The sequence below is a fragment of the Cobetia sp. D5 genome (assembly GCF_035666195.1).
Classification (GTDB): Bacteria; Pseudomonadota; Gammaproteobacteria; order Pseudomonadales; family Halomonadaceae; genus Cobetia; species Cobetia amphilecti.
On record NZ_CP142020.1, the window covers coordinates 3,321,196 to 3,335,348 of the forward strand.

The following is a 14,153-nucleotide window of genomic DNA, read 5'->3' on the forward strand; positions in this document are numbered from 1 at the left end:
AAGGGCTTCTCCTGATGGAAAAATGCCGCGACCCTGCACCTGCAGGCCCGCGGCATGATTCAGCGATTACTGTTTTTCGACAGCCACAGTCCGCTCGGCAGCATTTGCCTTGAGGGTCTTGGTCGGCTCGAAGCGGCCGTTGCGGCGCCAGGTGAAGTAACGGTCGAGCACCTTGAGCACGCCTTCCGGCTTGTGGGCATTCTTCCACATGCCCGCCGCGGCCTTGTTGGCCTCGGACAGCGTCGGATACGGATGGATGGTGGACAGGATCTTGTTGAGACCGATGCCATGCTTCATCGCCATGGTGAATTCGGCCAGCCACTCCCCTGCCGAGGCACCGACCAGCGTCACGCCGAGGATACGATCGCGTCCCTTCTCGGTGAGCACCTTGACGAAGCCTTCCGTCGCACGCTCGGCCAGCGCGCGATCACTCTCGCCCATCTCGTAATGCGTGACCTCGTACTCGTAACCCTGGGCCTTGGCTTCGGTCTCGTTGAGGCCGACACGTGCCACTTCCGGCTCGGTGTAGGTGACCATCGGCATGATACGGTAGTCGACCTTGAAGGTCTTCAGACCACCGAACAGCGCGTTGACCGCCGCGTGCCACGCCTGGTGGCCCGCCGCATGGGTGAACTGGTACGGACCGGCCACATCGCCACACGCCCAGATATTCGGCTGCAGGGTCTGCAGCGACTCGGAGACATCGATGGTGCCGCGCTCGGAGACCGCGATGCCCAGATCTTCCAGACCGAAGCCTTCGACGTTGGCTTCGCGCCCGATGGCCACCAGCAGCTCATCGAACTCGATCCAGCTCTCCTCGCCGTCGGGAGAACTCACGACCAGATGGCGCATCGGCTGACTGTCCTTGTCCTTGAGCACCTCGATGCGCGTGGCGGTGGAATTGACGCGCAAATCGACGCCCTCACCGGCCAGCTGCTCGTGCATCAGCGCGCTGACTTCTTCGTCTTCACGCGGCATCACGCGCGGGGCACCCTCGATGATGGTGACGTGACTGCCCAGGCGCGCGAAGCTCTGACCCAGTTCCATGCCGATCGGGCCGGAACCCAGCACCACCAGACGCTTGGGCTGCACCTTGAGGTCCCACAGGTTCTCGGAGGTCAGCGGCGTGATCAATTCCATGCCCGGGATGGCTGGCACACGCGGACGGGCACCAGTGGCGATCACCACGTTGCGCGTGGTCAGCACGCGACCATCGACTTCCACTTCCCAGGGCGTCCTGAGTCTGGCGTTGCCGGTATGCACTTCCACGCCGAGGCCTTCGTAACGCTCGATGCTGTCATGCGGTTCGACACTCTCGACCACGTCATGCACATGGCCCATCACCTTGGCGAAATCGATTTCCGGCTCGTTGGCGGTGATCCCGAAGCGCTGGGACTGACGAATCTCATGAGCCGCACGCCCGGCACGAATCAGCGCCTTGGAGGGCACGCAGCCGGTATTGAGGCAGTCACCGCCCATCTTGTGGCGCTCGATCAGCGCGACACGCGCATTCACGGCAGAGGCGATATAGCTGGTGACCAGCCCGGCGGAACCGGCACCGATGACGACCATGTCGTAATCAAAGGTCTTCGGCTTGTCGAAGGCCGCCTGCTGCTTGCGCTTGCGCAGCACGCCGACGATCTTCTTGGCGATCAGCGGGAAGAGGCCCAGCGCGATGAAGGAGGCGATCAGCCCCGGCGAGAGGATGCCGGACAGGGATTCCAGCTGGCCCAGCTCACGCCCGGCGTTCACGTAGATGGCGGTGCCCGCCAGCATGCCCAGCTGGCTTGCCACGTAGAAGGTGACCACGCGCATGCGGGTCAGGCCCATCACCAGATTGACGATGAAGAACGGGAAGACCGGCACCAGGCGCAGCGTGAACAGATAGAAGCCGCCTTCGCGCTCGACGCCACGGTTGAGGGATTCCAGCTGACGGCGGAAGCGCTTCTCGATGCTCTCGCGCAGCAGAGTGCGGGAAATCAGGAAGGCCAGCGTCGCACCGATGGTGCTGGCGAAGGAGATCAGCAGCAGCCCCCAGCCGAAGCCGAACAGCGCGCCACCCAGCAGCGTCAGCAGTGCTGCACCGGGCAGTGAAAGCGCCGCCATCGCCACGTAGACGACGAAGAAGGTGCCCGCGACCTTGTACGGTGATTCCGCGAACAACGCCTGGAATTCGGACTGGCTGGCCTTGAGGCTCTGCAGAGTGAAGTAATCCTGTGCCCCGCTGGCAAAGAAGACCACGATGGCAGCGACGATGGCGCCCAGAAGCAGTAACTTGCGTTTATTCACTGGCGATTTCCTTTTCGATTCCTGCCGTCATGGGCATGTCATTGGGATGTACCGTGTCCTTACGAGGCATGTCGCTGACTGGATGCACTGATTCGCGTAGCGGAGTGAATGGCAGTGGCTTGATCACGACAACGGTAACGTTTCATTCTGCATGTTCGCATCCATCCCACGTTTATTCGCGTAGAAACCTATACAGGCAGTGAGGACTCAACAGCGCCAGTCACCTCACGGCTCACCGAGACATGGAGATTTCCGTGTACTCATCTCGAAGGAATGACGCCTTTCCCGGAGACACCATGACCCGATACACGCGAATCCCCTTCCCTGCGATCAGACGTCTCACGCCACTGGCAAGCCTCCTCGGCGGCCTGCTGCTTGTCGGCCACGCCCATGCCTTCGACCCGCAGACAGCGCCCAAGGGCGTCGCCGAGGGTGTCGCTCAGGGCCAGGAAGTCGCCATCTTCGCCGGTGGCTGCTTCTGGTGCATGGAAGGCCCCTTCGACAAGCTTGAGGGTGTGATCTCGACCACCTCCGGCTATACCGCGGGCGAACAGGACAACCCGACCTACAAGCAGGTCTCCGCGGGCGGCACCGGGCATACCGAAGCGGTCAAGGTGGTCTACGAGCCGGAAAAGGTCAGCTACGACACCCTGCTGGAGGTCTTCTGGCACAACATCGACCCGGTCGCGGTGGACCGCCAGTTCTGTGATGCCGGCACCCAGTACCGCAGCGGCATCTATCCCCTCGATGAGGCCCAGCGTGACGCGGCAGAGGCCAGTCGCGATGCGCTGAAGGACAGATTCCCCGAAGGCATCGCCACCGAGATCGAGGCGGCAGGGCCCTGGTATGCGGCCGAGGACTACCATCAGGACTTCTACAAGAAGAACCCGGTGCGTTATCGCTTCTACCGCGCCGGCTGTGGCCGCGATGATCGTCTGGAAGAGATCTGGGGTGACGACGCGCCCGCGCACTGATCTCGCCCTCCAGGCCCTCTGAACGACAACGGCTCGCCATCTGGCGAGCCGTTTTCAGTTGCATGCTCTGATTTACGTGCCCTGCTCTCTATTCTGCGGTCTGCTCTGCTCTCTGATCTTCCATCAACCCTGCTCTCAGGCTCAATACTGCGTGGTGGCCCGGCGCCAGCACAGGATCGCCAGCGAGAAGGTCACCGCCAGCACCAGTACGCTGGCCATGACCACCCCGGGCCAGCCGGCAGCCTGCCAGAAGGGTTCCAGCCAGAAGCCGCCGAGACTCGCGCCCAGATAGTAGGCGGTCAGATACAGCGCACTGGCACTGGCCCGCGCGCCCTCGGCATTGCGCCCGACCCAGGCTGAAGCTGTGGCATGCGCGAGGAAGAAGCCGAAGGCATTCAGACTCAGGCCGATCAACATGCCGATCAGCGAGTGACTCAGCGTCAGCAGCGTGCCGAGCATCACGATGCCGGTGCCCAGCATCATGGTCAGTGCCTGACCGCGTCGCTGAGCGATCGCCAGCGCGGCCTCGCCGTCCTCAGCCGCACCTCCCGGTACCAGACGCCGTGCCAGCCGGCCAGACTGGGAGGCGCCGAAGGTGCCCGCCAGATAGGTCAGGAACAACAGCCCCAGCCATTGACTGCTGAGCGACCAGGGCGCCTCACTCAGCCGGAAGGTCATGTAGCTGTAGAGATTGACGAAGATGAAGAAATTCAGCCCACCGAGCAGGAACACCGGCCACAGACGAGGATTGCGCAGATGGCGACCCAGACCTGCCAGCATGCTGCTCAGCTTGAGCGGCTGGGCGACGAAGCGTCTCTGGCGCGGCAGCAGCTGCCATAACGCCCCCAGCACCAGCAGGCTGACGCCGCCGATAGCGGCGAAGCTGGCCTGCCAGCCCCAGTGCTCCGCGATCACGCCCCCCGCGACCCGCCCCGAGATGCCGCCCAGCGAATTGGCACTGATGTAGAGCCCCACCGCCACCATCAAGGCGGGTTGCTCCATCTCGTCACTCATGTACGCCACTGCCACCGCCGGCAGGCCGCCGAGCAGAAAGCCCTGCAGCGCGCGCACCGCCAGCAGCGACCAGAAGCCCTCGGCGAACAGTGCCAGCCCTGAACAGGCCACCCCGCCGGCCAGGGTCCACAGCAGAATACGCCGCCGCCCCAGCGCATCGGACAGCGGGCCGAACACCAGCAGTGCCATAGCCAGCGTCAGGGTGCTCACCGACAGGGACAGACTCGCCTGCAGCGAGCTCAGGCCCAGATCCGTCGCCAGCAGCGGCAGCAGCGGTTGCACCAGATAGAGGTTGATGAAGACCACGAAGGAGCCCAGGCACAGCGCCTGGGTCATGCGCCGCCAGTCACGCCCGCGCGCCTTGAGCGGCTCGGGCAGCTCGGACTGTGTGGCGGAAACCGAGGCGGCGGAATCGGGGGAAGAAGACGCGGAAAGCGATGAAGCCATCAGGTACCTGCACTCAATCAAGCATGGGGATGGCGCCAGTCTGCGCCGCGCGCTCGCATCAGTAAAATAGCTCGACATGATGCTGGCCATCAGCAAAGCTGATGACAACGGCGACACAGGGATGTCGCAAACTGCGCCGAGAGGAAGCAGCGCTGATAAAGGACTTCGCGATCAACAGGACCCCGCGATGAAACTGCCCTTCGATCTGCGTGCACTGGAGATATTCGTCAGTGTCGTCGAGCACCAGAGCTTCACCACTGCCGCTCAGGCACTCAGCCTGGCCCAGTCAGCGGTCAGCCAGTCGATCGCCGGGCTCGAAAGCCGGCTGGGCACGCAACTGCTGGTCAGGGGCTCACGCGGTCTGCGCCTGACACCGGCCGGCGATACGCTGCTCGAGCATGCCCGGCCCCTACTGCAACAGGCACAGCGCGCGGCACTGGCGATGGCGGAGCTCGAGGGGCTGGTCAAGGGCGAGGTGCGCATCGGCGTCTCCTCGATGCTCGGCTCCTACTACTTCCCGCCCCTGTTGATGGCATTCAAGGCACGCTATCCCGACATCAAGCTCAGCGTGATCGAGGGCGGCACCCTGAGCCTGCGCCGAATGATCGACAATGCCGAGCTGGACCTGGGCGTCATCGTCGAGGATCAGCTCGGCACCGACACCCACGGCCTGATTCGACGCCACTTCCTGAGCGAGGAAATGGTGGTCTGCCTGGCGAACGATCATCCGCTGGCCGCCCGCACGCAGATCAGCGTCGAGGAGTTCTTCGCCGAGGAGCTGGTGGTCTTCAAGCGCGGCTACTTCCATCGCGACTTCATCGAGCGCCTGGCCAGCCAGCATGGTCTCGCGCCGAGCATCGCCTTCGAATCGAACCTGATCGCCCTCAACAAGGCGATCGTCGCGCGTGGCTTCGGGATCACCACCTTCCTCAAGCGTGTGGTCGAGGATGACCGTGAAGAGAACAACCTGACCGCCGTCTCCTTCGATGAGCCCGCCTGGCTTGAGCTGTCACTCGCCTGGCGCCGCGAGCGCGGCCTGTCACGTGCCGAGCAGGCGCTGGTCGATTTCGTCATTGAACACTCGGCGGCCGGGAGGCTCGCCCCGGATGCCTTGAGCGCTGATGATCAGGCAAGCAGCACTACGCTGAAGCCCCCTTCCTGAGCAGTGGCTGACATTTGCCGGGGCTCATAAACGACATCACCCGGCCAGGGCCGGGTGATGTCGAAGAAGACACTTGTCTATTCAAGGGCCTGTCTATTCAAGGGCTTGTCTGTGTCAGCGCTTGTCTGTTTCAGTGCCAGCGTGATCGGCTCACTGACTGCGCATGGCCAGCTTCATCTGCATGGCCTCGTAGGGCATCGGGCGACGCGACTGCCAGTAGTGCTGGGACCAATAGACATTGTCGAGTCGCGACAGCTTCACGCCACGCGAGGTGGAGGCATGCAGGAAGTAGCCGTTGCCGACGTAGACCCCCACATGGTTGTAGCGACGCGAGGGACGGAAGAAGACCAGATCACCCGGCTTGAGCTGCGACTTGTCGATGCGCTTGCCACGCTTCACCTGGTCGGTGGTGGTGCGCGGAAGATCGATGCCGAAGCCATCACTGAAGACATGCTGCATCAGGGCGGAACAATCGATGCCGCGGGAGTTGGTTCCCCCCAGACGATAGGGCGTCCCGGCCCAGCGGTCATGCTCTTCAAGCAGGACATCGCGGATGCTCGGCCCTGACATGGCGTAGTCCTGCGACTCGGCGGCCGGCTGGGACGCGGACTGGCGATAGCGCTTGAGCTTCGGCAGTTCCGGCAGGTCCACATCGTAGTAGGCCACATCATTGGACGGTGTTGAGTGACTGGCACAGCCTGCCACACCCAGTGGCAGGATCAGAAAACAGCATAATAACGCGTGGCGCATCCAGCATTCCTCGTCGTGGGCCCGGCGCTGGAAGGGTGAAGGTGAGCAGCGCTTGCGGACGGCGATAACCATTGATGCATGACGATGATCGTTGATCGATCAGGGGTAACACGGCGACTATCTGACAAGGTGGGCCGGATCAGGCAGCAGCACACATTGCAACACGATGACGACAGTCAGATGACAAACTCAATTCGTTCGCAGGATAGTAGTTCATGTTTCCGCAAACCGTATGCCATTGCCGCACAAGTTAGACCAAAGCATCAGAGAAAGTGCCCCCCTGCCGCTCACCCAACCTGAATTGAATCCCGCTCAGTGCAACGTGCGAGCGTCTCCGCTCAGCACATCCAGATGCAACGCCGGCCAATGCCCCGGGCGCGCGCCCGGGAAGTCGAGACTTGACCAGGCACCGGCCAGCGGTGGCGCCGCCGTCAACCACTGGATGAGCGCATCGCGGAAGCCGCGCAGGAAGCTGTCACGCTGGTCGGTGTCGCCCATGAAGAAGGCATAGCCGGCGAACAGTCCCCGGGCATATTCCTTCCAGCTGCCGTAGTGGTCGCGCGCCATTGCATAGGCGCTGTCCAGATAGGCGGTGAAGGTCGCGTCGTCCAGCCAGCCCAGCTGGCGCCCGGCAATCGCGAGGTCCACCATCTGGGCGATGTCCCACGCCGCCATGTCCAGCTCGTTGCAGCGCGCCTCGTTGTCCCTGACGCGACGCAGACGGTCCAGATGCACCTGCTCATCATCGCCGCGCTCGGCGCTTTCCAGCACGTCGATCTCATTGTCGAGACGGGCGCGATTGAGGGTGTAAGGGCCGTAATTGATCTGGTATTCATCCCGATCACCGGCATCGCGCAGGAAGTCGAGGAAGCCCTTGAGCGCCTCGGCATTGGCGAGACCATAATGACCTTCGAGCCAGCCGCTGAGTTCCTCGACGCCCCGCCCGTACTCGACCATCGGCTCACCCCAGCACGGCGTATTGAGCGGACCGCTCAGCGCCAGCGCCGTGAAGCGATCCAGACTCGGACGCAGCCCCGGCTCCTGCCAGTCGCTGGCGCGCCAGTCGAGCCAATGGAACAGGCTGCCGGGGTCATCGAGATGCCAGCGGATCTCGTTGACCAGCGGATGATCCTCGAGTTCCGGCACCGCGGATTCCCACACCGCCCAAGCTTCCAGCAGACGCATGGCGTCCGGATAGTAGCGGCACAGGGCACTGCGCAGACGCTCGGCACACTGGGCCAGCTCATCGGCCGGGAAATCACCGCTGTCCTGGACCATCAGCAGGTAGAAGGCGTACTTCTCGGCCATCACCACGCTGGCGGGATAGCGATGACAGACGGCCAGACGCTGTCGGCGTTCCAGCTCGACGGCATCGGCACGCCCGAAGGGCGTCTGGGCGTCGGGCAAGGCACCACGCGCGGCATCGGCGGCCAGCTGGTTGAGATGATGCGCCTGCGCCGGCAGCCAGAAGCGCGCCATGCCCTGCACGCCATCGCGGGTGTCCAGCGCCAGCGTCTCGTTGAGATATTGGCGTGCCTCTTCGCGGCGCGCCGCATCGACCTCGGCGACAAGCCCCTGACGATAGAGCAGGTCCGGCTCGCGGATACTGGCGATGGCCAGCACCCAGTGGCGGCTGTCATTGCGCCACGCACGAATCGCCGCACGGCAGCGCTCACGCCGGGCGGCAGGCAGCAGCGCATGCAGCTCGCAACGCAGCGGCGTCAGCGGCGACGCCATCAGCGGACGCCAGTCACTCTCGGTGTCGCGGGTCAGATCGACACCCTCGAACAGACTGCGACCGCGCTGATAGGCGCGGGCCACGCCCTGCCAGTCGGCATAGCGGCGCACCAGCAGGTCGATGCCGTGGGCGGCGAAGTCCTCGCCCTCCTCACGACTCAGCCAGCCGGCACATAGCCCGGCGAAGGCGAGATCGACCAGACGCAGCCAGTCCCAGGCGGCGAATTCCAACGGCTCGCCACGATCGAGATACTGCAGCAGCAGCTCGCCATAGGCCGTCGGTGACGGGGGCTTTTCCAGCCCGCCATCGGCGACGTCGATGCTGGAGGAGGCATGCGCGGGGGCGCCCTTGCGCCCTTCCGTCTTGCGTTCGGCCTCTTCCTGAGCCGCATCCGCTTCCAGCTCATCCAGCCACTTGGCACGCTCGCTGTCGCTGGCCGTCATCAGGCGTGCGCTGTCGATGTCCCAGCCATAGCGATGCCCCTGCGAGGCCAGCCACAGCAGCAGTCGAATCAGCTCATCACGCCCGGTGATCGCCCAGGTCTCGGCCAGCCAGCGCGTGACGTCCGGCCAGTGCGCCGCGGCGTCAAAACCGCTGGCACCGTCCTCGTGCGGGCCGCTGTCATCGGTGGTCAATGTCTGACCGCCGAGCCACGGCGAGAAGATGGCGCGCGCCATCCAGACCCGGTCGCGCTCGCCCTGAGGCCAGAGCTCAGTAACCGCCACCGGAGGCTGTGCCTCCAGCGCTTCCTGCAGACGCGGCCAGGTGACGCCGGCGTCTTCGTGCTCCAACTGAGACAACGCGAGGCTGGCCTCGAAGAAGCCATCATCGCCTCGCGTCCAGCCCGCATCGCTGCGCGAATGAGCCAGGGCCTTGAGCCAGTCATCCAGCGAGGCGAAACGCCCGCCGATCGCCGTGAGCAGACGTATCAGCCAGGCACGCGTGCGCGCCTCTGACAGCCAGCCGGCGGTACGTGCCAGCGCCAGCAATTCCAACGCCTCCAACTGGTGCAGCGGGTCCGGGGTGTCATTGGGGAAGGCCTCCAGCAGACGCCATCCCAACTCGCCCGCATCCGGGACTTCCTGGGCCTTCAGACGCGCGCACGCCTGGGCCGGTGTCCACACCGTTTCCGGCGCTGCACTGAAACCCCAACCGCACAACACCAGCTGTTGCCCCCACCAGGCACTCAGGGGTTCGACCAAGGCACACCTCACGACTCGATAGGATTCGACTGACGCAACACTTGCGACCGGGCAACTCGCAACCGGCGGCGCATAGTGTAACGGAAAGGGGCTTGCGGCGATGCCCCTCACGCAGGATAGCGAGCACGAACCACACCATGACGCCCGATGACAAAGGCACTGTCATCGGGCGTCATGGTGTGGGTGGCCGCGACTGCGCAGACCAAGATTACCGCATTATCATCACATCAGGATGTCTTCATGGACTTGTTGCCGGTCGGGATGCGGAAGAAGGCGCAGTACGCCACCGGCAGCACCACCAGCGTCAGCAGGGTCGCCACGCCCAGCCCGAACACGATCACCACCGCCATGCTCGAGAAGAAGGCATCCGGGAACAGCGGAATCATGCCCAGCATGGTGGTGATGGCCGCCATCGACACCGGCCGTACACGACTGACGGCCGCCTGCACCACCGCCTGGAAGCGATTCTCCTGCTCATCGAGCTGCACGTTGATCTCCTCCACCAGCACGATGGCGTTCTTGAGCACCATGCCGATCAGGCTCAAGGTGCCGAGCAGCGCCATGAAGGTGAACGGCGCGCCGAACACGATCAGACCACTGACGATACCGATCAGCGTCAGCGGCACGATGGACCAGATGGCCAGCGCCTGACGCAGGTTGGAGAACAGCAGCACCGTGATCACGAACATGCCCAGCAGCCCCATCGGCAGCGAGGAGAACAGCGCCTCCTGAGCTTCGGATGAGGTTTCGTACTCGCCACCCCACTCCAGGTGATAGCCCTCGGGCAGCTCGATGGCCTCGATCTTGGGACGGATACGCCCCAGCACGCTGGCGGCCGTTTCGCCGGACAGCGGCATGGGCTCGGCGTAGACCGCCAGCATGCGCTGACGATCGCGACGCTTGATCAGCGGGTCGCGCAGCTCGGTCTCGAGCGGCCCCATCACCGAGCCCGCCGGCACGTAGGTCTCCTGCTCATCGCTCCAGACGTTGAGGCTCGCCAGGGTATCGAGGTCGAAGCGCTGACGCTCTTCACCGCGCAGCAGGATCGGGATCAGCTCGGAGCCTTCGCGATAGACACCGACGCTCTCGCCGTCGCTGTTGATCAGCAGCGCCTGATGCAACGAGTCACGCGTCACGCCGACACGCCGCGCCTGATCATCCAGGAATTCGGGCTCGATGCGATTGACGCGATTGCGCCATGACAGACGGATGCTGTCGGCCAGCGGCTCCTCCTCGAAGACGCTACGCACCTTGCCTGCCAGCTGACGCAGCACTGCGGGGTCTTCGCCGTAGAGGCGCGCCTCGAGACTCGCCTTGGCCGAGGGGCCGACCTGCAACGCCTGCACCTTGTACTCGACTTCAGGATACTCGGCGCGCACCAGGCGTATCACCTCCTCCATGCGCGCTTCGCGACTGGCCCGGTCCTGAGTCTCGACGATCAGCTGCCCGAAGCTGGCATAGCTGTCTTCCGGCGAGTAGGTCAGCGTGAAGCGCTGGGCGCCCCCGCCGGTGACGCTGGTGACATGATTGACCTTGTCCATCTTGAGCACCTGCTGCTCAAGGTCCGCGATGCGCGCTTCCGTCGCCAGCACATCGGTGCCTTCCGGCATCCAGACATCGACGAAGAACAGCGGGGTCGAGGCATCCGGGAAGAAGGCATTCTTGACCTGACCGAAGCTCATCACGGCCGCCACCAGCAACGCCACCGCGCCCCCCAGGGTCAGCCAGCGCAGGCGAATCGCCCAGCTCAGCAGGCTGCGGAAGCCACGGAAGATGACGCCACGATAGGGGTCTTCCTCCTGATTCTCGTCCGTGTCGCTGCCTGCCGTCTCCCGCGCTTCGCGGAAGAACATGTCGAAGAAGAACGGTGTCAGCGTCAGGGCGGTGATCCAGCTCAACAGCAACGAGTAGCACAGCACCCAGAACAATGACCCGACGAACTCGCCGGTGGCATCCGGCGACAGACCGATGGGCGCGAAGGCGGTGATCGCGATCACCGTGGCCCCCAGCAGCGGCATGCGGTTCTGGTTGACGACCTCGAAAGCGGCCTGGCGCTTGGTCTTGCCGCGCTTGAGACCGATCAACATGCCCTCGGTGACCACGATGGCGTTATCCACCAGCATGCCCAGCGCGATGATCAAGGCCCCCAGCGAGATCTTCTGCAGCTCGATGCCATGAATCGACATCATCACGAAGGTGCCGAGAATGGTGATCAACAGCACCAGCCCCATCAGCACGCCGCTCTTGACGCCCATGAATACCAGCAGCACCAGAATCACGATGCCGACGGCCTCGGCCAGGTTGATCAAGAAGCCGGACACCGCCTCATCCACCACCTGGGGCTGGTGATAGACCGTGGTCAGCTCCATGCCCAGCGGCATGCGCGACTCAAGCTCGCCAAGACGCTTGTCGACCAGCGCACCGACCTCGACCACATTGACGCCAGAGGCGAACGAGATGCCCAGCGACAGCGCCGTCTCACCATCGGTGTGATAGAGGCGCGACGGCGATTCGGTGTACTCGCGGCTGACCGAGGCGATATCGCCGAGACGAATCAGGCCACCATTGCCGGGACGACCGACCACCAGACGCTCCAGGTCCTGCACGCTCTGGAACTCGCCACTTGGCTGCAGTTCCAGCGACAGGCCGTTCTGACGGATCCGTCCGGCGTCGCCGACCACGTTCTGGGCATTGAGCAGGTTGGCGAGCTGATCCGGCGAGATGTTCAGCGCCTGCATGCGATCACGATCCAGCGCGACGATGACCTGCTCGCTGCGCGCGCCGACGATGGAGACCTTCTTTACCCCCTCCACCAGCGTCAGCTCGCGCTGCAGGAAGTCGGCCTGGTCCTCGAGATCATGCGCCGAATAGCCCTTGCCGCTCAGGTTGTAGAGCAGCCCGAACACATCGCCGAAGTCGTCATTGACGATCGAGGAGCCACTGCCGGGCGGCAGGCTCGACTGGGCGTCATTGATCTTGCGGCGCAGCAGATCCCAGTACTGCTGCATCTCGCCTTCGCGCACGCTGCTCTCGAGCTCCAGCGTGATCTGGGAAAGCCCGGAGCTGTTGACCGAGCTGACGCGCTTGAGATTGGGAATCTGCTGGATCGCCTTCTCCAGCGGCAGCGTGACTTCCTCTTCCACCTGCTTGGGCGTCGCGCCCGGATACTGGGTAATCACCACCGCGTTGCGGATGGTGAACTCGGGAAATTCCAGCTGGCCGAGGCCGAAGAAGGAGGTCACGCCACCCACCGACAGCAGCAACACGACCATCCAGCTGATGACCTTGTGTCTCAGGAAATAATCGACCATGGATCAGAGCCCCGCTTCCTTGACCCAGGGACGCACAGGCTCCCCGGCTTCCATGCGACTGGCGCCCGCGGTGACCAGACGGTCACCGGCACTCAGTTCTCCCGTGATCACCAGCCCTTCGCCGGTGGCCTGCAGTACCGTGACCGGCACGGCCTCGACGGTGCCCTGGGCGCCAGCTTCCTGCTGCTTGCCCTCGCTCTTGCCGGCGTCCTCGTTGATCGTTTCGCTCACCTGAGCGTCACCGCCCTTGGGCACATAGCGCCACACCACGGCCTGGTTCGGGCTTTCCTCCTGAGTGACCACCGCCTCGATCGGCACGCGCCACTGGCCCTGGGTCGCCGCCGTCAGCTGCTGCATGTCCAGCTCCACGGTGGCGCTCATGCCTGACAGCACGGTGATGTCCTGCGGCTCCGGCAGCGTCAGGGTGACTTCATAGCTCAGCGAGCCCTCGCTGGCGCTGGTGTCGTGCTCCTTGTAACGGGCCGGATAGCGCGACTCGCCACTGCCGAAGCGCACCCAGGCCAGGGCGGCATCCTCAAGGCGCCCGGCCTCGGCACGCTCACGATCGATGGCGCGCACCTGACGCTCCGGCATGTTGAAGATCACGTCGATCTGACCCGGCTGCTGCAGCACGGCGATGGTTTCCTGAGCGGCGACCACCTGATAGTTGTCCACCGGCACGCGCGCGATCACCCCGTTATAGGGTGCCTTGAGATAGGTGTAGCTAAGTTGGTCCTGCGCCTGGGAATACTGGGCCTGCGCTGACTGGAATTCGGCCTGCGCCTCATCGAAGCGCGCCCGACTGATGGCGCCCTTCTCCACCGAGTACTTCATGCGCTTGTAGGTCGCCTGCGCCAGATTGAAGCTGGAGCGGGCATTGTTGAGCTCGCTTCTGGCATCGCGATCATCCAGGCGCGCGATCAGCTCGCCCTTCTCGACCTCCTGACCGGCCTGGACCTTGAGTTCACGCAGCTCACCGCCGATACGGAACGACAGGTTGGAGCGCTCCGAGGCCTCGACCACACCGGGGTAGCGCTGGATGACACCGCCGCCTTCATCCGACAGCGACAGCAACTTGACCGGATGCACCTTCTGCTTCTCCAGCGGCGCCTCTTCCTCGCTGCAGGCCGCAAGCCCGAGGGCCAGCACGAGTCCGGCGAACAGCTGAAGGACGCGGCCTCCCCGCCAGGCGAAAGGAGTACGCAGGTGTGGCTTGGCACCAGGTCGAAGTTTCATCAGCGGGCCCTTGAGTCGTTGGAATAAAAT

Annotated in this window: 8 protein-coding genes; 2 read left to right on the forward strand and 6 right to left on the reverse strand. The window is 64.1% G+C overall.

What is annotated here, in order from left to right; all coding sequences use genetic code 11:
• Window positions 1-66 precede the first annotated feature (66 nt).
• Window positions 67-2,289: an FAD-dependent oxidoreductase gene (locus U0O11_RS13870; RefSeq protein ID WP_225347180.1), complete on the reverse strand. Its 2,223-nt coding sequence runs from the start codon at window positions 2,287-2,289 to the stop codon at window positions 67-69.
• Window positions 2,290-2,585: 296 nt separating this feature from the next.
• Here U0O11_RS13870 and msrA point away from each other — a divergent pair, with 296 nt between their 5' ends.
• Window positions 2,586-3,263, forward strand: coding sequence for a peptide-methionine (S)-S-oxide reductase MsrA (gene msrA, locus U0O11_RS13875; protein ID WP_225347181.1), 678 nt, complete (start codon window positions 2,586-2,588; stop codon window positions 3,261-3,263).
• 141 nt (window positions 3,264-3,404) lie between these two features.
• Here the strand turns inward: msrA and U0O11_RS13880 are convergent, their stop codons facing one another.
• A complete protein-coding gene (locus U0O11_RS13880; RefSeq protein WP_225347182.1) occupies window positions 3,405-4,724 on the reverse strand; it encodes an MFS transporter in 1,320 nt (439 codons plus the stop codon).
• Between the two features lie 187 nt (window positions 4,725-4,911).
• Between U0O11_RS13880 and U0O11_RS13885 the strand changes: the two genes are divergently transcribed.
• Window positions 4,912-5,886: a LysR family transcriptional regulator gene (locus tag U0O11_RS13885; RefSeq protein WP_225347183.1), complete on the forward strand. Its 975-nt coding sequence runs from the start codon at window positions 4,912-4,914 to the stop codon at window positions 5,884-5,886.
• Between the two features lie 150 nt (window positions 5,887-6,036).
• Here the strand turns inward: U0O11_RS13885 and U0O11_RS13890 are convergent, their stop codons facing one another.
• From U0O11_RS13890 to U0O11_RS13905, 4 genes are all read right to left on the reverse strand, one after another.
• Entirely contained in the window at window positions 6,037-6,636 is a 600-nt protein-coding gene (locus U0O11_RS13890; RefSeq protein WP_131432632.1) for a C40 family peptidase, read from the reverse strand.
• Between the two features lie 312 nt (window positions 6,637-6,948).
• Window positions 6,949-9,576 (reverse strand): DUF1266 domain-containing protein, encoded by a 2,628-nt coding sequence (locus tag U0O11_RS13895; protein ID WP_225347184.1) that lies wholly within the window; start codon window positions 9,574-9,576, stop codon window positions 6,949-6,951.
• Between the two features lie 227 nt (window positions 9,577-9,803).
• The gene (locus U0O11_RS13900; protein ID WP_324690500.1) at window positions 9,804-12,887 is read right to left on the reverse strand and encodes an efflux RND transporter permease subunit; all 3,084 of its coding nucleotides are present in this window, start codon (window positions 12,885-12,887) and stop codon (window positions 9,804-9,806) included.
• Between the two features lie 3 nt (window positions 12,888-12,890).
• Window positions 12,891-14,123, reverse strand: a complete 1,233-nt coding sequence (locus U0O11_RS13905; protein WP_225347185.1) for an efflux RND transporter periplasmic adaptor subunit — start codon at window positions 14,121-14,123, stop codon at window positions 12,891-12,893.
• Window positions 14,124-14,153: the final 30 nt, after the last annotated feature.

Bases quoted from the DNA above. Each gene is read 5' to 3' on its own strand.
- U0O11_RS13890 (WP_131432632.1), bottom strand. From the start codon at position 6,636: ATGCGCCACGCGTTATTATGCTGTTTTCTGATCCTGCCACTGGGTGTG.
- U0O11_RS13880 (WP_225347182.1), bottom strand. From the start codon at position 4,724: ATGGCTTCATCGCTTTCCGCGTCTTCTTCCCCCGATTCCGCCGCCTCG.
- U0O11_RS13905 (WP_225347185.1), bottom strand. From the start codon at position 14,123: ATGAAACTTCGACCTGGTGCCAAGCCACACCTGCGTACTCCTTTCGCC.
- U0O11_RS13900 (WP_324690500.1), bottom strand. From the start codon at position 12,887: ATGGTCGATTATTTCCTGAGACACAAGGTCATCAGCTGGATGGTCGTG.
- U0O11_RS13885 (WP_225347183.1), top strand. From the start codon at position 4,912: ATGAAACTGCCCTTCGATCTGCGTGCACTGGAGATATTCGTCAGTGTC.
- msrA (WP_225347181.1), top strand. From the start codon at position 2,586: ATGACCCGATACACGCGAATCCCCTTCCCTGCGATCAGACGTCTCACG.